This window comes from Streptomyces sp. AC558_RSS880, from assembly GCF_019049255.1.
In the GTDB taxonomy this organism is placed as follows: Bacteria; Actinomycetota; Actinomycetes; order Streptomycetales; family Streptomycetaceae; genus Streptomyces.
This window is the reverse complement of the sequence record NZ_JAGMUJ010000150.1, coordinates 253,837-271,226: the sequence shown is the minus strand read 5'-3', so window position 1 is coordinate 271,226 and position 17,390 is coordinate 253,837. Positions and strand designations below refer to the sequence as shown.

Annotated in this window: 17 protein-coding genes; 7 read left to right on the top strand and 10 right to left on the bottom strand. The window is 72.4% G+C overall.

Annotated elements, in window-relative coordinates:
- Nucleotides 1-70: 70 nt before the first annotated feature.
- Genes KUM38_RS34385 through KUM38_RS34370 form a run of 4 tightly spaced genes read left to right on the top strand, consistent with a single transcriptional unit; the run spans nucleotide 71 to nucleotide 4,153 of the window.
- Nucleotides 71-844 carry a LytTR family DNA-binding domain-containing protein gene (locus KUM38_RS34385; RefSeq protein ID WP_217135382.1) on the top strand — a complete coding sequence of 258 codons (774 nt, stop codon included), beginning with the start codon at nucleotides 71-73 and terminating at the stop codon, nucleotides 842-844.
- 15 nt (nucleotides 845-859) lie between these two features.
- Nucleotides 860-1,219 carry a hypothetical protein gene (locus tag KUM38_RS34380; RefSeq protein ID WP_217135380.1) on the top strand — a complete coding sequence of 120 codons (360 nt, stop codon included), beginning with the start codon at nucleotides 860-862 and terminating at the stop codon, nucleotides 1,217-1,219.
- Nucleotides 1,220-1,238: 19 nt separating this feature from the next.
- A complete protein-coding gene (locus tag KUM38_RS34375; protein WP_217135378.1) occupies nucleotides 1,239-2,951 on the top strand; it encodes a cation acetate symporter in 1,713 nt (570 codons plus the stop codon).
- Entirely contained in the window at nucleotides 2,948-4,153 is a 1,206-nt protein-coding gene (locus KUM38_RS34370; RefSeq protein WP_217135376.1) for a sensor histidine kinase, read from the top strand. The genes KUM38_RS34375 and KUM38_RS34370 overlap by 4 nt, the downstream gene beginning before the upstream one ends.
- 21 nt (nucleotides 4,154-4,174) lie before the next feature.
- Here KUM38_RS34370 and KUM38_RS34365 read toward each other — a convergent pair whose 3' ends face one another.
- The 7 genes from KUM38_RS34365 to KUM38_RS34335 all read right to left on the bottom strand — a co-directional run bounded on the left by KUM38_RS34365 (nucleotide 4,175) and on the right by KUM38_RS34335 (nucleotide 12,082).
- A complete protein-coding gene (locus KUM38_RS34365; protein ID WP_030865508.1) occupies nucleotides 4,175-4,351 on the bottom strand; it encodes a membrane protein in 177 nt (58 codons plus the stop codon).
- Between the two features lie 13 nt (nucleotides 4,352-4,364).
- Complete coding sequence (locus tag KUM38_RS34360) at nucleotides 4,365-6,170, bottom strand: serine/threonine-protein kinase (RefSeq protein WP_217135374.1); 1,806 nt, start codon at nucleotides 6,168-6,170, stop codon at nucleotides 4,365-4,367.
- Between the two features lie 4 nt (nucleotides 6,171-6,174).
- On the bottom strand, nucleotides 6,175-7,509 hold the full coding sequence (locus KUM38_RS34355) for a DUF6777 domain-containing protein (protein ID WP_308409128.1): 1,335 nt from the start codon (nucleotides 7,507-7,509) through the stop codon (nucleotides 6,175-6,177).
- 203 nt (nucleotides 7,510-7,712) lie between these two features.
- Nucleotides 7,713-8,663 (bottom strand): cytochrome c oxidase assembly protein, encoded by a 951-nt coding sequence (locus KUM38_RS34350; RefSeq protein ID WP_217135370.1) that lies wholly within the window; start codon nucleotides 8,661-8,663, stop codon nucleotides 7,713-7,715.
- A gap of 186 nt (nucleotides 8,664-8,849) precedes the next feature.
- Nucleotides 8,850-9,875 carry a 6-phosphofructokinase gene (locus KUM38_RS34345; protein WP_217135368.1) on the bottom strand — a complete coding sequence of 342 codons (1,026 nt, stop codon included), beginning with the start codon at nucleotides 9,873-9,875 and terminating at the stop codon, nucleotides 8,850-8,852.
- A gap of 213 nt (nucleotides 9,876-10,088) precedes the next feature.
- Entirely contained in the window at nucleotides 10,089-10,817 is a 729-nt protein-coding gene (locus tag KUM38_RS34340) for a type 1 glutamine amidotransferase (RefSeq protein ID WP_217135366.1), read from the bottom strand.
- Between the two features lie 26 nt (nucleotides 10,818-10,843).
- Nucleotides 10,844-12,082: a MurT ligase domain-containing protein gene (locus KUM38_RS34335; RefSeq protein WP_217135364.1), complete on the bottom strand. Its 1,239-nt coding sequence runs from the start codon at nucleotides 12,080-12,082 to the stop codon at nucleotides 10,844-10,846.
- 146 nt (nucleotides 12,083-12,228) lie between these two features.
- Here KUM38_RS34335 and def point away from each other — a divergent pair, with 146 nt between their 5' ends.
- Nucleotides 12,229-12,774, top strand: a complete 546-nt coding sequence (gene def, locus KUM38_RS34330; protein ID WP_217135363.1) for a peptide deformylase — start codon at nucleotides 12,229-12,231, stop codon at nucleotides 12,772-12,774.
- Between the two features lie 89 nt (nucleotides 12,775-12,863).
- Here def and KUM38_RS34325 read toward each other — a convergent pair whose 3' ends face one another.
- Nucleotides 12,864-13,505, bottom strand: a complete 642-nt coding sequence (locus KUM38_RS34325) for a TetR family transcriptional regulator (protein ID WP_217135360.1) — start codon at nucleotides 13,503-13,505, stop codon at nucleotides 12,864-12,866.
- Nucleotides 13,506-13,675: 170 nt separating this feature from the next.
- Between KUM38_RS34325 and KUM38_RS34320 the strand changes: the two genes are divergently transcribed.
- Entirely contained in the window at nucleotides 13,676-14,902 is a 1,227-nt protein-coding gene (locus KUM38_RS34320) for an acyl-CoA dehydrogenase family protein (protein ID WP_085571887.1), read from the top strand.
- 102 nt (nucleotides 14,903-15,004) lie between these two features.
- On the top strand, nucleotides 15,005-15,712 hold the full coding sequence (locus tag KUM38_RS34315) for a transcriptional regulator (RefSeq protein WP_217135650.1): 708 nt from the start codon (nucleotides 15,005-15,007) through the stop codon (nucleotides 15,710-15,712).
- A 10-nt stretch (nucleotides 15,713-15,722) separates the two neighbouring features.
- On the opposite strand, the gene KUM38_RS34310 is transcribed toward KUM38_RS34315, so the two are convergent.
- Nucleotides 15,723-15,959 carry a DUF6213 family protein gene (locus KUM38_RS34310; RefSeq protein ID WP_004991175.1) on the bottom strand — a complete coding sequence of 79 codons (237 nt, stop codon included), beginning with the start codon at nucleotides 15,957-15,959 and terminating at the stop codon, nucleotides 15,723-15,725.
- 25 nt (nucleotides 15,960-15,984) lie between these two features.
- Entirely contained in the window at nucleotides 15,985-17,370 is a 1,386-nt protein-coding gene (locus tag KUM38_RS34305) for an NADP-dependent succinic semialdehyde dehydrogenase (protein WP_217135358.1), read from the bottom strand.
- Between the last annotated feature and the right edge of the window lie 20 nt (nucleotides 17,371-17,390).

Genomic DNA, 17,390 nt, shown 5'->3' with positions numbered 1-17,390 from the left:
CTGTATCCAGCGCGAACGCCCACGTCCGGGGCATGTCCAGACGTGGAAAACACCCCTACACTCCACCTTCATGCTGCGCGCACTGGCCGTCGACGACGAACGCCCCTCACTGGAGGAACTGCTCTACCTGCTGAACGCCGACCCCCGCATCGGCAGCGCCGAGGGCGCCGGCGACGCCACCGAGGCGCTGCGCCGCATCAACCGCGCCCTGGAGTCGGGACCCGACGGGCCCGAGGCCATCGACGTCGTCTTCCTCGACATCCAGATGCCCGGCCTCGACGGCCTCGACCTCGCCCGGCTGCTCACCGGGTTCGCCCGGCCGCCGCTCGTCGTGTTCGTCACCGCCCACGAGGACTTCGCCGTCCAGGCCTTCGACCTCAAGGCCGCCGACTACGTCCTCAAACCCGTCCGCAAGGAACGGCTGGCCGAGGCGGTCCGCCGCGTCGTCGAACTGCGCGCCGCCGCGCAGCGCGGCACCACCGCCCCGCGCATCCCCGTGCACGAACCCGACCCCGACCACATACCCGTCGAGCTCGGCGGCGTGACCCGCTTCGTCGCCGTCGACGACATCACCCACGTCGAGGCCCAGGGCGACTACGCCCGCCTGCACACCGACCGGGGCAGCCACCTCGTACGGATCCCGATCTCCACCCTGGAGGAGCGCTGGCGCTCCCGCGGCTTCGTCCGCATCCACCGCCGCCATCTGGTCGCCCTGCGCCACATCGGCGAACTCCGGCTCGACGCGGGCACCGTGAGCGTCCTGGTCGGCTCCGAGGAACTCCAGGTCAGCCGGCGGCACGCCCGCGAGCTGCGGGACCTGCTGATGCGCCGGACCACGAGCTAGGCAGGGGGAGCGCACATGCCCCAGGACCCGACCGAACGCCGCGTGGTCGTCACCGGCCCGCCCCGCCGCGCCCGCCACTCCTCCGGTTACTACCGCCCGCGCACCGAGATCGACGAGCAGACCACCCTCGGCCACACCTACGTCCGCTCCCTGATGCGCATCCAGCTGCGCACCGGACTCGTCGTGTTCGCCGTCCTCGCCCTGCTCATCGGCCCGCTCCCGCTGGTCTTCGCCGCCGCCCCCGACGCCCGCCGCCTGGAGTGGGCGGTGCTCGGCTTCGGGCTGTACCCCCCGCTGGTCCTGCTCGCCCGCTGGTACGTGCGCCGCGCCGAACGCAACGAACGCGACTTCGTGCGGCTCGTCGAGGACCGCTGAGACCGGGACGTCCCACGCCGTGAACTCCACCTACGCCGTGCCCGCCGTCGCCCTCGTCGTCCTCGCGACCGTCCTCGTCGGCGCCTTCGGCCTGCGCGTCTCCCGCACCACCTCCGACTTCTACGTCGCCTCCCGCACCGTCGGCCCCCGTCTCAACGCGGCCGCCATCAGCGGCGAGTACCTCTCCGCCGCCTCCTTCCTGGGCATCGCCGGACTCGTCCTCGTCCAGGGCCCGGACATGCTCTGGTACCCGGTCGGCTACACCGCCGGCTATCTGGTGCTGCTGCTGTTCGTCGCCGCCCCGCTGCGCCGCTCCGGCGCCTACACCCTGCCCGACTTCGCCGAGGCCCGGCTCGCCTCCCAGACGGTACGACGGCTCGCGGGCGCCTTCGTCGTCGGCGTCGGCTGGCTGTACCTGCTGCCGCAGCTCCAGGGCGCGGGGCTCACCCTGACCGTCCTCACCGGAGCGCCCGACTGGCTCGGCGGGGTGATCGTCGCCGTGGTGGTGACCGTCATCGTCGGCGCGGGCGGCATGCGCAGCATCACCTTCGTGCAGGCCTTCCAGTACTGGCTGAAACTCACCGCCCTGCTCGTCCCCGCCCTCTTCCTGATCGCCGCCTGGCAGAGCGACGGCGCCCCCAGCCACGCCTTCGACGAGCCGGCCGCCTTCCGCGAACAGCGGGTGGTCCGCGTCGACGACACCCTCGACCTCCGGCTCGAGGGACCGCTCACCGTCACGGTGGACGGCACCGTCGACGGCCGCGACCTCGACGGCACCGAAGTGAGCCTGCCCGCCGGCACCCACCGCATCGACGGCGGCACCCGGCTCACCTTCGCCGAGGGCACCGAGGTCCCCGCCGCCGGGCGCGGCGCCGACGACGTCCTGTCGCCCTCCCGCGCCGAGTCCCGCGAGGAACGCCCGCTGTACGCCACGTACGGGCTGATCCTCGCCACCTTCTTCGGCACCATGGGTCTGCCCCACGTCGTGGTCCGCTTCTACACCAGCCCGCACGGCGTGGCCGCCCGCCGCGCCACCGTCGCGGTCCTCGGCCTGGTCGGCGCCTTCTACCTCCTCCCCCCGGTCTACGGGGCCCTCGGCCGTCTCTACGCGCCCGAACTCACCCTCACCGGCGACGCGGACGCCGCCGTCCTGCTCCTGCCGGGCCGGATGATCGGCGGGACGGGCGGCGACCTCCTCGGGGCGCTGGTCGCCGGGGGCGCCTTCGCCGCGTTCCTGTCGACGGCCTCCGGGCTCACCATGGCCGTGGCCGGCGTGCTCACCCAGGACGTGCTCCCCTCGCGCGGCGTACGGCACTTCCGGCTCGGCACCGTCCTCGCGATGGCCGTCCCCCTCGGGGCGAGCCTCCTGGTCGGCGGGCTGCCGGTGGCCGACGCCGTGGGACTCGCCTTCGCCGTCTCCGCCTCGTCGTTCTGCCCGCTGCTCGTCCTCGGCATCTGGTGGCGCCGGCTGACCCCGCCCGGCGCGGCGGCCGGGATGCTGGTGGGCGGCGGCTCCGCGTTCGCCGCCGTCGCCGCGACCATGGCCGGCTACCCGGGCGACGGCCCCCTGCACGCCCTGCTCGCCTGGCCCGCGCTGTGGTCGGTGCCGCTGGGCTTCCTCACCATGATCCTGGTGTCCCTGGCCACCCCCGGCCGGGTGCCGCCCGGCACGGCGGCGGTGCTGGCCCGCTTCCACCTGCCGGAGGAACTCCGTACGGAGGTGTCCGCATGAGCGGTTTCCTCGCCGGTCTCCTCGTCGCCGTCCTGCCCCTGCTGGCCGCCGGGTTCTGGATCGGCCGGCGCACCGCCCGCCCCGCCGGCCTCGCCGGCCTCGGCACCCCCGTCGAGCACGCCACCTTCGAGACCCTGCACACCGCCTCCCTGGCCACGCCCCCGCTGCGGGCCGGCCTGACGGAGGAGACCGCCGGCAAGTCCGCCCGCAAACTGCGCTCCCTGCTCGGCACGGACGCCCTCTGCCTCACCGACCGCGACCAGGTACTCGTCTGGGACGGCGCCGGCGCCCACCACCGCGCCGAGATCATGGAACGCCTCACCGGCCCCCTCGACACCGGCCGCGGCGAGGCCTTCCCGCTCACCTGCGACACCCCCGACTGCCAGGTGCGCTGGGCCGTGGTGGCCCCGCTCACCGTGGACGACCGGGTGCACGGCGCGCTCGTCGCCTGCGCCCCCCACGAGTCCGCGGTCCTGGCCCGGGCCGCCGGGGAGGTCGCCCGCTGGGTCTCCGTCCAGCTCGAACTCGCCGACCTCGACCAGTCCCGCACCCGCCTCATCGAGGCCGAGATCAGGGCCCTGCGCGCGCAGATCTCCCCGCACTTCATCTTCAACTCGCTCGCCGTGATCGCCTCGTTCGTGCGCACCGACCCCGAACGGGCCCGCGAGCTGCTCCTGGAGTTCGCCGACTTCACCCGCTACTCGTTCCGCCGGCACGGCGACTTCACCACCCTCGCCGACGAACTCCACGCCATCGACCACTATCTGGCGCTGGTGCGGGCACGCTTCGGCGACCGCCTCTCCGTCACCCTGCAGATCGCCCCCGAGGTACTGCCGGTGGCGCTGCCCTTCCTCTGCCTCCAGCCGCTGGTGGAGAACGCCGTCAAACACGGCCTGGAGGGCAAGGCCGACACGTGCCGCATCCAGATCACCGCGCAGGACGCCGGCGCCGAGGCCCTCGTCGTCATCGAGGACGACGGCGCCGGAATGGACCCCGGCCTGCTGCGCCGCATCCTCGCCCGCGAGGTCAGCCCCACCGGCGGCATCGGACTGTCCAACGTCGACGAGCGGCTCCGTCAGGTCTACGGCGACGACCACGGTCTCGTCATCGAGACCGCCGTCGGCGCGGGCATGAAGATCACCGTCCGGCTGCCGAAGTACCAGCCGGGCGTGCACCTGGCGGGGCGGCTCACCCCCAAGTGAGACCGGCCGCCCCGGCGCCTCTCAGGTGCTGCGGGTGGCGACCATTCCCAAGGTGATCAGCCCCAGGACGACCCAGCCGAACCACAGCCAGCCGTTGCTGCCGAGCGCCACCGTGTACGCCGTCACGGCGACCAGACCGCCGACGGTGAGCACTCCCATGGTCTTCGTCGACGTGGAACCGTTCGTGGAACCGGGCATCGCAACACCCTCCTCATGGTTCGGCTCCCTCCATGGTGCCCCCGTTCTGCCTCCTTACGGTGCACACGACGACATGTGTGCCCGATTTCCAGGGCCCCTCACTGGTCCACGACCCGGCCTCGTGGACCGACGGGTCGAAGCCGTAGTCACGCGGGGGCACCTCGCGCGCGCACGCCGCGTCCGACTCGGTGCGCGCCTCGGCGAGCGTGACGTCCTCGCCCAGCCGGGTGAACCCCAGCACCTGTTCGTCGTACGTCCCGTCGCACGACACCAGCCGCGCCTCCCGGCGGGACCGCACGTCCAGGCAGTCCCGCCGCTGCATCGTCGCCGTGTCGGCGAACGCCGTCCCCAGGCGGCGCCGGTCCCCGAGCGGCCCGTACACCGGCCCGTGCGCCCCCAGCACCAGACAGGCGGTACGCCCCCCGGCCGCCTCGAACCCGTCCGCCGTCGGTACGACGGCCAGGCCGCGGACGTCGGCCAGCCGGCCGCGCAGTTCCCGCGTCCGCTCCTCGCACAGGGCCGGGCCCCGCTCCCGCGCCTCCTCGTCCGAGGCGGCCTCGACGAAGGCCACGACCTGCCCGTCGGGTGCCTGGTCCGCACAGGTCGGGTCGAGGGTCAGCCGGGGCGTGCCGCTGAACCGGGCGCCGCCGGGCCAGTCGGTCAGCACGCAGTCGCCCGCCTTCAGCGGTTTGACCAGCCCGACGGCCTCCCCGTACGGAACCGCCGTCCCGCCGCCGTTCTCCCGGTCGGCCAGCGCGTACCAGGCACCGCCCAGCGCCAGCACCAGGCCCAGCCCTCCGGCGAGGGCCGCGCGCAGCGCGTGCGGGCGGGGGCGCCGACGGGTCCCGCCGACGACCGGGTCACGGCCGGCCGCCCCGGGCGCCGGGTGCGCGGAGACGGCCCAGGGCGGCTGGGAGCCGAGGTCCGTCCGTGTCCGCGCGTACGTCTCCGTCTGGGGCGTCACGATCCGCGCCAGCTCGGCCTCCACCTCCCGCGCCGTCGCCCGCAGGTCCGGGTCCTTGGCGAGCAGCCCCCGCAGCACCGGCTCCAGCGCACCCGCCCGCACCGGCGCGCGCGGGTCCTCCAGCACCGCCGCGGTGACCGACGCCAGCGGGGACTCCCGCGCGAAGGGACCGTGCCCCTCCACCGCGTGGTAGAGCGTGCAGCCCAGCGAGAACAGGTCGGCCGCGGGGGTGGGCGGACCGCCGGTGGCCCGCTCCGGCGCCAGATAGCCCGCCGTGCCGACCAGCGCGGACGCCATCGTGTACCGCGTCTCCCCGGTGTCCGGCTGCACGGAGATGCCGTAGTCGGTGAGCAGCACCCGCCCGTACGGTGATCCGGTGCGGTCCGGGGCCAGCAGGATGTTCGCCGGTTTCACGTCCCGGTGCATCACGCCCCGCTCGTGTCCGGCGGTCAGCGCGTCCAGCACGGCCAGCCCGATCCGGGCGCACTCGGCCGGGGCGAGCGGACCGCCCCGGGCGAGCAGCTCCCGCAGGTCGACGGCGCCCGCCACGTACTCCATGACGATCCACGGCAGCCCCTCGTGCTCCAGCACGTCGTGCACGGTCACCACGTGGGGGTGACCGCGCAGACCCGCCGCGTGCCGGGCCTCCGCGCGGGCCCGGGCGACCCGGGCCTCCCGCTCCTGGCCGGGCTCGGCCGGGTCGCCGAACACGACCTCCTTCAGCGCGACCTCGCACGCGAGTCTCTGGTCGTGGGCGAGCCAGACGTGCCCCATGCCGCCGCTGCCCAGCCGGTGCAGCAGCAGATAGCGGCCGGCGATGACCCGGCCCACTCCCGACGTCGGTGATGAGGGCATCCGGTCACTCCCGGGTTCGACGGGGGCGCTCAGCGGGGGCGCTCGTGGTGGGTGCTTCGGGGGCGGCGGACACGCTCGTGGCCGGAGCGCTGCTCGCGGGCCTGCCGGCCGGCGGTGGGGGCGCGCCGCTCGTGGCGGGGTCGTCGGCCGGGGGCGAGGAGGCGGTGGTCCTCGGCGGCGATCCGGTCGAGCCGGGAGGCGGGGAGCCGGTGCCGGGAGTTTCCGGGGACGTCGGAGGGGGCGGGGTGGATCCGGTGCTCGGCGGGGGCGGCGGAGTGGAGCCGGCCGGTGCGGACGTGTCCCCCGGCGTCCCGCCCGGCGACCCCGGCCGCTCGGATTTCGCCGGCCCGGAGGACGGCGGTGACGGCGGTGACGACGACGGCGGCGGTCCGGGGTCCTTCGTCTCCCGCGACGACGACGGCGGGGGCCCGGGCTCCTTCGTCTCCCGTGACGATTCCGGACCCGGGGGAGTGGCCCCGCCACCGGACGCACCCGTGTCCTCCGCCACGCTCAGCGTGACGTGCGCCCCGAACCGCAGCTCGGCCCCGGCGGCCGGATCGGACGCCGTGACCCGCGCGCCGTCCGGCGGCACGTCCTCCCCGTCGTACGCGACCGCCAGCCCCCGCCCGGCCAGCCGTCGGCTCGCCTCACCGAACGTGGTGCCGACGAGGGACGGCACCGCCTGCCGCTTCCTCGTGTCGAAGGCGGTGTCCTCCTCGCCCGTCGTCCCCACGGGCCGCTCGACGCCCCGGTCGGGATCCTCCACATCGACGAGGGCGATCCGCTCCAGCTTGTGGGAAGCGGGCCGCACGACCACGACCTCGGAACGGTCGTACCCCTTCCACTTCTCGTTTCCGTCGTCGAAGGAAACGGAAATCCTGCTCTTGTCCCCCTCGAAGGGCCGCAGTGGATTTCCGCACGAGCACTTCACCGCCGGCAGTCCCTGCTCGTCGACCAGAATCGCGATTCCCGCCTGGAGCAGTGCGTTGAAGGGAACAGCCTTTCCCTTTTTGTAGTCGTGGTTCTTCACCAGAGTGTCGTGACGCAGGAGAACAGGGGTGAGCCGGTCGAGATACTCCGGTATCCCATCCGTACGGAGATCCAGCGCCTCGGCCCAGGCCCGTGCCTTGCGGTCGTTGCGCGGCTCGGCGAGATACCGCTTCAACTGCTCGACGTCGCAGATCGCCGCCTCGCCGGTGCCCCCGTACAGGCCGGGCGTGTCCCCCTGTTGCAGACCGCCGTGGACGGGTCGCGACCGTACGTCGGCGTCCCGTCCGAGTCCGCTGCGCTCGTCGAAGAACGGCGCGAGGGAGGCGGCTCCCGCGGCCACCGCCTTCACGTCGAACAAAGGTGTGGCCGAATCGCACCCACTGGCGACAAGAAGTAATAACGACAGGACGGCGATCTTCCGAATCGCCGATTTTCCCGTCCTGTGCACGAACGTGCGAAGTACCATCACCGCTCCCCCCGGCGGTTCCCCCCTGACGCATTCATGCTACCGGTGGAAATTCCCCGTTCAAGGGGATCGGGGAGACGGTGAATTCAGTTTCCGCGTGCGCTCAGTGAGGCCAGATAGGCGTTGTACGCCTCGAGCTCCTTGTCCCCGTCCCGGTCGGCGGCGCGGTCCTTGCGCCTGGCCTGCCGCTGGTCCGAGGCGTGCCACTGGAACAGCAGCGCGAGCAGTACCAGGACGGAGGGGACCTCGCTGAACGCCCAGGCGATGCCGCCGGCCGCGTTCTGGTCGGACAGGGCGTCGATGCCGAGCGAGCCGGGCGGATTCTCGAACGTCGTGACCATCGGGGACGACGCCATCATCAACGCGATGCCGAAGAACGCGTGGAACGGCATGCCCGCGAACAGCTCCAGCATCCGCATCAGGTACCCCGGCCGGTGCGGACCCGGGTCCACGCCCATGATCGGCCAGAAGAAGACCAGGCCGACGGCGAGGAAGTGCACCATCATCGCGATGTGCCCCACCTTGGAGCCCATCAGGAAGTCGAACAGCGGGGTGAAGTACAGGCCGTACAGGCTGGCGATGAACAGGGGGATGGTGAACACCGGGTGGGTGACGACCCGCATGTAGCGGCTGTGCAGCAGCATCAGCAGCAGCTCGCGCGGCCCCTTGCGGCCCCGCCCGGCCGGCGGCAGCGCGCGCAGGGCGAGGGTGATCGGGGCGCCGAGCAGGATCAGGATCGGCGACACCATGCTGATCACCATGTGCTGCACCATGTGCACGCTGAACATGACCATGCCGTAGTCGTTCAGCCTGGTGCACATCATGAGCCCGATGCTCAGCACACCGGTGACGAAGGCGACGGTCCGTCCCACCGGCCACTTGTCACCGCGCCGCACCAGACGGACCACGCCCCAGCCGTACAGCGCCAGCCCCAGCAGACAGGCGATGAGGAAGAAGGAATCCGCCGACCAGGCGAGCCCTCGCCCCAGCGTGAACGGCGGCAGATCCATGGTCATGCCGTGCCCGCTGTGATCCATCCACCGGCTCCTGTTTCGTGCAGGTTGTACGCAATCCGTCCGCACCAGAGTAGAACCGCCCCCGGCGATCATCGTCACCGGGGGCGGCAAGCGCCCTGAAGGGGCGCGGGGCTGTGTCGACGTGCGGCTCCGCCGCGTGGGCGCGGGAAACCGCCGACCAGCCGCGGTCGGCGTACCGCCGGTACCTCAGAGAACACACTCCGCTTCCGCGTACCGTTCCTCCGGTACGGTCTTCAGCGTCTCGACCGCCTCGGCGAGCGAGACCGTCACGATGTCCGTCCCCCGCAGCGCGGTCATCCGCCCGAACTCCCCGCGGTGCACCGCCTCCACCGCGTGCCACCCGAACCGCGTGGCCAGCACCCGGTCGTACGCCGTGGGCGTCCCGCCCCGCTGCACGTGCCCGAGGATCACCGGCCGCGCCTCCTTGCCGAGCCGCGACTCCAGCTCCAGGGAGAGCTGCCGGGCGATCCCGGCGAACCGCTCATGGCCGTAGACGTCCTTGCCGCCCTCGTCGAAGTCCATGGTCCCGGGCTTCGGCTTGGCCCCCTCGGCGGCGACCACGATCGCGAACCGCTTGCCGGCCGAGAACCGCTCGCCGACCTTCGCGGTCAGCTCGTCGATGTCGAAGGGCCGTTCGGGTACGACGACGGCGTGCGCGCCGGCCGCCATGCCGGAGTGCAGCGCGATCCAGCCCGTGTGCCGGCCCATGACCTCGACGATCAGCACACGCTGGTGCGACTCGGCGGTGGTCTTCAGCCGGTCCAGGGCCTCGGTCGCCACGCCGACGGCCGTGTCGAAGCCGAAGGTGACGTCGGTGACAGCGATGTCGTTGTCGATGGTCTTCGGCACACCCACTATCGGCAGCCCGTTGTCCGACAGCAGCCGGGCCGCCTTCAGCGTGCCCTCACCGCCGATCGGGATGATCGCGTCGAGGCCGAGCTCCCGGACGTGCCCCTTGGCCCGCTCCACGCCGTCCCGCAGATGCTCGGGGCGCACCCGGGAGGAGCCGAGGACGGTGCCGCCGAGGGCGAGGATGCCGCTCACCGCGTCGAGGTCGAGCTTGAGGTAGTCGCACTCCAGGAGGCCCTTCCAGCCGTCCCGGAAGCCGATGACCTCGTCGCCGTGGTCGACGACGGCACGGTGCACGACGGACCGGATGACGGCGTTCAGGCCGGGGCAGTCGCCGCCGGACGTGAGGACACCAATGCGCATAGCCCGAAACAACCTTCTCGATGTGGGCCGGGACCGGACCGCGTTGTCCGGCTCGATCCCTGTCACCCTAGCGGTTTCGGGGGGCGGGGCCGCACCTGGCGTCCGCCTGCTGGACGACCCCGCTCACCTGTGCGGACCAGCCGTCAGACGGGCCGGTCACGCCCGTCCGACGCCCAGGTGCCGCGGTCCGCGGACGCGGGTCCGCGGACCTTCTCAGGCGGGCTGCTGCGCCGCCGAGATGCGCTCGTTGCGCAGCGCCTCGTACCACCGGTCGTCGGTCGGCGGCAGCGCGTTGACGTCGAGCGCCAGCTTCAGCAGCAGGTCCGCGATCTGCGGGTTGCGGGCCAGCACCGGACCGTGCATGTACGTGCCGAAGACGGTCTCGTTGAACGCGCCCTCCGTGCCGTCCCCGGTGCCGTTGCCGTTGCCGAAGCGCACCTGGGCGAGCGGGCGGGCCGTGGGACCCAGGTGGGTGACGCCCTGGTGGTTCTCGAACCCGGTCAGCGGGGGCAGCCCCAGCTGCGGGTTGACGTCCCCCAGCACGTCGCCCACGCACCGGGCGCCCTCACCGCGTACCGAGACCACGTCGAGCAGGCCGAGACCGGGCTCGCGCTGGCCGAGGTCGTTGATGAACTCGTGGCCGAGGATCTGGTAGCCGGCGCAGACCGAGAAGACGATCGCGCCGTTGCCCACCGCCCGGTGCAGACCGCCGTCCCGGCGCAGCCGCTCGGCGGCCAGCCGCTGCGGACGGTCCTCGCCGCCGCCGATCAGGTAGATGTCGCCGGAGGTCGGGATCGGCTGGTCGCTGCGGACGTCGAGCCGTGCCACGTCCAGGCCGCGCTGCCGCGCCCGGCGCTCCACGACGAGGACGTTGCCCTGGTCGCCGTAGGTGCTGAGCAGGTCCGGGTAGATCCACACGACCCGCAGCTGGTTGTCGCTCACTATCAAGTCCCCTGGGGTGTCGTTGGTCAGTTGCCGACGCGGCGGCGCAGGTCCTGGAACGCGGTGTAGTTGGCGATGACCTCGATCCGGCCCGGCGGGCACAGCTGCACCGCCTGGTCGAGGTTGTCGCAGACCTGGAACTGCTGGTTCGCGACCTCCAGGCGCACCGCGAGGTCCAGCTTCCGGTCGCCGACGACGCAGATCGGGTGGCCGGTCAGCCGGGTGTAGTCGACGTCCCACAGCCAGGAGGTGTCGGTGCCGTCGGCGGAGCGCGCGTTCACCGAGAGGATCACCGGCGTGGGCGGCGGGTCGATCAGCGAGAACGTCTCCAGCCAGCCCGCGGGGTTCTTGGCGAGCAGCAGGCGCAGATCACGGCCCTCGAACTGCACGACGTCGTAGCGGCCGGCCACGGCCTGCACCTGGTACATGCGCTCCAGGGCGACCTGCGGCGGCACCCCGAAGACGGCGGCGACGGCCGCGGAGCTCGCGGCGTTGGCCTTGTTGGCGCGGCCCGGCAGCTGGAGGTGGATCGGCCAGGCGGAGCCGTGCGGGTCGAGCACGTGGTCGCCGGAGAGCGCCCAGCTCGGGGTGGGCCGCCGGAAGCCGCACTCGCCGCAGAACCAGTCGTCGCCCGGGCGCTGCATCACACCGCCGCAGGACGGGCAGGACCAGGCGTCGTCCTTCCACATCTGGCCGGCGGCGACCCAGATCACGTTGGGGGAGGAGGACGCGGCCCACACCACCAGCGGGTCGTCGGCGTTGGCGACGATCACGGCCTTGGAGCCGGCCAGGCCCTCGCGCCAGTTCTCCGCGAGCATGCGGGTCTCGGCGGCGCGGTCCAGCTGGTCGCGGGAGAGGTTGAGCAGTGCGATGCACTTGGGGTCGGTGTCCCGGGCGACGCCCGCGAGGTACTTCTCGTCGACCTCGATGACGCCGAACTTGGCATCCGAGCCGCCGGCCAGCGCCGAGGTGATGCCGGCCGGCATGTTGGCGCCGAGCGCGTTGGAGACGACGGGCCCCGCGGCCCGCAGCGCCTCGGCGATGAGCCGGGTGGTGGTGGTCTTGCCGTTGGTCGCCGAGACCAGGACGCAGTCCAGGTTCTGCGCGAGCCGGGCGAGGAGATCGGGGTCGAGTTTGAGTGCCACCCGGCCGCCGATCACCGAACCGCTGCCGCGCCCGGCGGCGCGGGATGCCGCCGCGACCGCCTTGCCCGCGGTCACGGCCAGCTTGGCCCGCGGCGTGAGCGGGTCCGAGTTGCCTGCCATCAGTTCTCGATCCTCCTTGCGTACGCGCCGCGTCTGTGCCTGACGGCCACGTGGTGAGACCTCAGCCTATCGAGATCCATTCGCACTCCAGAACCGCGGCACCATCGTGAGACGGGCGTTGCTGGAAGGACCGTACTCTGACGGTCATGCGACAAGGCTCCATCCCCGGCGTCCACGGACGTGTGCGGCCCCTCACCCTGCTCGGCGACCCGGTGCTGCACGCGCCCTGCCGGGAGGTCACCGACTTCGGCCCGGAACTCGCCCGTCTGGTGGACGATCTGTTCGCCACGATGTACGCGGCGCAGGGCGTGGGCCTGGCCGCCAACCAGATCGGCGAGCCGCTCAGGGTGTTCGTCTACGACTGCCCGGACGACGAGGACGTCCGCCACCTGGGCCACGTGGTGAACCCGAGGCTGGTCGAGACGGACGGGGTGGTGGTGCGCGGCCCCGAGGGCTGTCTGTCCCTGCCCGGCCTGGAGGCGGGGACCGAGCGGTACGACCACGCGGTCGTCGAGGGCTTCACGGTGACCGGCGAGCCGGTCACCGTCCACGGCACCGGGTTCTTCGCCCGGTGTCTGCAGCACGAGTGCGACCACCTGGAGGGCCGGGTCTACGCCGACCGTCTGACGGGGTGGCGGCACCGGAAACTGACGCGGCAGGTGGCCCGGGCCTCTTGGCGCCGGGGGGACTGAACCCCCGGGAGCGAGGGGCCGCGTCGATGTGCGGCTCCGCCGCTTGCGCGTGCCCGGTCGCGGACGCGCCCGCACACGGCCCGCGACGGTCAGAACCCCGGACCTCCCACCTTGTCCCCCGCGGCCGCCAGACGCCCCCACAGCAGATCGGCCAGACTCCGCACCAGCTCCGCCCGTGAGCAGGGCCGTTCGCCGAGCCACCAGTCGCCCGCCGCGTGCATCATGCCGACGATGCCGTGCCCCCACACCCGGGCCAGCTGCCGGCCGTCCGGTCCGAGGTCCAGCCGGTCCCCGATGACCTGGGCCAGCTCCTCGCCCATCCGGCGCAGCAGCGGCGCCGAGTGCTTGCCCACGTCGAAGCCCTGGTCGCTCTGCGACTCCTCCGCCGGGTGCATCAGGAACCGGTACACCTGGGGCCGCGCCTCGATCGCCGAGAGATAGGTGTCCAGGGTGGCCTCGACCCGTTCGCGCCGGTCCGCCGGGGCGTCCAGCGCGGCCCGCAGCGAGTCCAGCAGGGCGTCGGTGTGCCGCTTGGCCAGGGCGGCGTAGAGTCCTCCCTTGTCACCGAAGTGCCGGTAGAGGATCGGCTTGGTGATGCCGGCCTCGGCGGCGATCGCGTTCATCGAGGCCCCCGGGCCGTCGCGCAGCACCACCCGGTCGGCGGCCTCCAGCAGCTCGCGCCGGCGTCGGTCGGCGGACCGCTGCTGATCGGTCCGCTGTGTGGTGTTCATGAGCTCTCCCCACCCGTGCTGATTCGGTGACGCCTGCGCAAACTAACACTGACGGCGCCTCGGTCATCGAACGGGATACCGACCGGCCCTGGGGAGTTGACTTTTCCTACCCACCGGTAACAGACTCGGTGTTACCGCAAGTAACATGCATGTGTGCCGCTGGAGGGGACATGGCCGAGTTCACCATGGAGCTCAACGACGAACAGAAGGAGGTCCGGGACTGGCTGCACGGCTTCGCCGCCGATGTGATCCGCCCCGCGGCCGCCGAATGGGACGAGCGTGAGGAGACTCCCTGGCCGGTCATCCAGGAGGCCGCCAAGGTCGGCATCTACTCCCTGGACTTCTACGCCCAGCAGTACTTCGACGCAACCGGCCTCGGCATCCCGATGGCCATGGAGGAGCTCTTCTGGGGCGACGCCGGCATCGCCCTGTCGATCGTCGGCACCGGCCTGGCCGCCGTCGGCGTCCTCGCCAACGGCACCGAGGAGCAGATCGGCACCTGGATCCCCCAGATGTACGGCGACGCCAACGACGTCAAGGTCGCCGCGTTCTGCTCCTCCGAGCCCGACGCCGGCTCCGACGTGGCCTCGATGCGCACCCGCGCGGTGTACGACGAGGCCAAGGACGAGTGGGTGATCAACGGCACCAAGACCTGGGCGACCAACGGCGGCATCGCCAACGTCCACGTCGTGGTCGCGGTCGTCGACCCGGACCTCGGCTCCAAGGGCCACGCCTCCTTCATCATCCCGCCGGGCACCCCCGGCTGCTCCCAGGGGCAGAAGTTCAAGAAGCACGGCATCCGCGCCTCGCACACCGCCGAGGTCATCCTGGACGACGTGCGCGTCCCCGGCTCCTGCCTGCTCGGCGGCAAGGAGAAGCTGGACGAGCGCCTCGCCCGCGCCCGCGAGAAGGCGAAGCAGGGCGGTGAGCGCGTGAAGAACGCCGCGATGGCCACCTTCGAGGCGTCCCGCCCCGCCGTCGGCGCCATGGCGGTGGGCACCGCCCGCGCGGCGTACGAGGTCGCCCTCGACTACGCGACCACGCGTGAGCAGTTCGGCCGCCCGATCATCGACAACCAGGGCGTCGCCTTCCAGCTCGCCGACATGCGCACGCAGATCGACGCCGCCCGCCTCCTGGTGTGGCGCGCCTCCTGGATGGCGATCAACGGCAAGCCGTTCACGGCGGCCGAGGGCTCGATGTCCAAACTGTTCGCCAGCGAGACGGCCAAGAAGGTCACCGCCCAGGCGATCCAGATCCTCGGCGGCAACGGCTACACCCGCGAGTACCCGGTGGAGCGCATGCACCGCGACGCCGCGATCTACACGATCTTCGAGGGCACGAGCGAGATCCAGCGCCTGGTGATCGCCCGCACCCTGTCGGGCATGCCCATCCGCTGAGACGGCCACCCGGACGACCCGGCGGCGCGGACGGCACCGCCGGGTTACCCCTGCCCCGATCCCGGGGAAGGCTCGTGCGTGACCGACGCGACGGAGGACGCGATGACACGCACGGCCCGGGAACTGCTGGAGACGACCACCAGGGAACTCGCCCCCGATCCGGGGTCCAACCCCCTGGTTCCCCTGATCGCCCGGGGCGAGGCCGACCGGGCCGTCCTGGCCGCGCTCGCCCTGGAGCAGCGCCGGGTGATCCCGGCGGACCGCCGCGCCTTCCTCCATCTGGCGGAGCGGGCCGACCCGGAGTCGGCCGCGTACTTCACCGCCCTGGCCGAGGGCGAGGCCCTGGCGGCGGAGCACCTGAAGACGTTCACGGCCGCGTGCGGCGTGGACGAGGAGCGGGCGGACGCGTACGAGCCCCTGCCGGGCTGCCAGGCCTACCCCGCGTACGTCGCCTGGCTGGCCCTGAACGCCGAACCGCCGGACGTGGTGCTGGCCCTGACGGCGAACTTCTCGGCCTGGGGCGGCTACTGCGCGACGATCGCGAAGGCCCTGCGCACCCACTACGGCTTCGGCGACGAGGCCTGCGCCTTCTTCGACTTCTTCGCCGAACCGGCCCCGGCCCTGGACGAGGCCGCCACGGAGGCGGTCCGGACCGCCCTGGACGAGGGGCGCCTCGACGAGAACGGCGCACATGTGTATGCCCGCTTGCTCCAGGCATACGAGGCGATGTTCTGGTCGACGTTGGGACAGCACGGGCAGGGGCGCGGGGAACTGCGCGACAAGCCCCCCACCGCCCGCTCCCGGCAATGAACCCCGCGTGCTACGGCGCACCCCCACTGCTGTGGGCGATGCACGCCACGTCGATCCGATCGGCGAGCTTCGCCAGCTCGATCGTCAGCGCGGCCACCGTGTCCTCGTCGAGCCCGTCCTCCCCCGCCTCGACGAGCCGGACCCACCGCCCGCCCACCGTACGCAGCAGCTTGCTGACATCGGCGGCGGCCACCTGCAAGGTCCCGCGGTCGTCGACGATCAGAGGCAGAGTCACTTCGCGGTTCACAGTCGGGATCGTAGCCGCGCGGGCATCACGCACCCTGCCAAACCGTCGTGATGTTGCAGAACTCGCGGATTCCGTGCCCGGACAGCTCACGCCCGTACCCCGACCGCTTGACCCCGCCGAAGGGGAACGCCGGATGGGACGCCGTCATCCCGTTCACGTACACGCTTCCCGCCTCCAGGTCCCGTACGAACCGGTCGACCTCGGCCTCGTCGCGGGTCCAGACGTTGGAGCTCAGCCCGAAGTCGGTGTCGTTGGCGATCAGGACCGCCTCGTCGACGTCCGCCGCGCGGTAGAGCGTGGCGACCGGGCCGAAGGCCTCCTCGCGGTGGATGCGCATCTCCCGGCCGATGCCGGCCAGGACGGTCGGCGGGTAGTACCAGCCGGGCCCGTCGGGGCGCTCGCCGCCGCACAGCACGGTGGCGCCCGCGCGGACGGCGTCGTCGACCAGCTCCTCCAGGTCGTCCCGGCCCCGTTCGCTGGAGAGCGGGCCGACGTCGGTCTCCTCGTCCATCGGGTCACCGACCTTCAGCGCCCTCATGCCCGCGACGAAGCGCTCGGCGAAGGCGTCGTAGACGTCCGTGTGCACGATGAACCGCTTGGCGGCGATGCAGGACTGCCCCGTGTTCTGCGTCCGCGCGGTGACCGCGGTCTCGGCGGCCCGGTCCAGGTCGGCGGAGGGCATGACCACGTACGGGTCGCTGCCGCCCAGCTCCAGCACCGTCTTCTTGATCATCTCCCCGCAGGTGGAGGCGACCGCGCGGCCCGCGGGCTCGCTCCCGGTGAGGGTGGCCGCCTTCACCCGCTCGTCCCGCAGGATGTCGTCGACCGCGGCGGAGCCGACGAGCAGGGTCTGGAAACAGCCCTCGGTGAAGCCCGCGCGGTGGAAGAGGTCCTCCAGGTACAGCGCGGTCTGCGGCACGTTCGAGGCGTGCTTGAGCAGTCCCACGTTGCCCGCCATCAGCGCGGGCGCGGCGAACCGCACCACCTGCCACAGCGGGAAGTTCCACGGCATCACGGCGAGCACCGGACCCAGCGGCCGGTAGCGCACCAGGACACGGGAGGCGCCGGAGTCCTTCACGTCGGAGGCGGCGGGTTCCACGTCGGAGAGCAACCGCTCCGCGTGATCGGCGTACCAGTGCATCGCCTTGGCGCACTTCGCGGCCTCCGCGCGGGCCTGCTTGATCGGCTTGCCCATCTCCATGGTGATCACCCGGCCGATGGTCTCCCGGTCCTCGTCGAGGATCTCGGCGGCCCGGTGCATCAGGCGGGCACGCTCGGCGAAGGTCGTCGTCCGGTACGTACGGAACGTGGCCTCCGCGAGCTGGATCCGGTGCCCGATCTCCTCCTCGTCCATGGGGTGGTACGTCTTGACCGTCTCGCCGTTCGCCGGGTTCACCGTGGCGATGTGCATCGCTGACCTCCCTGGGGCGG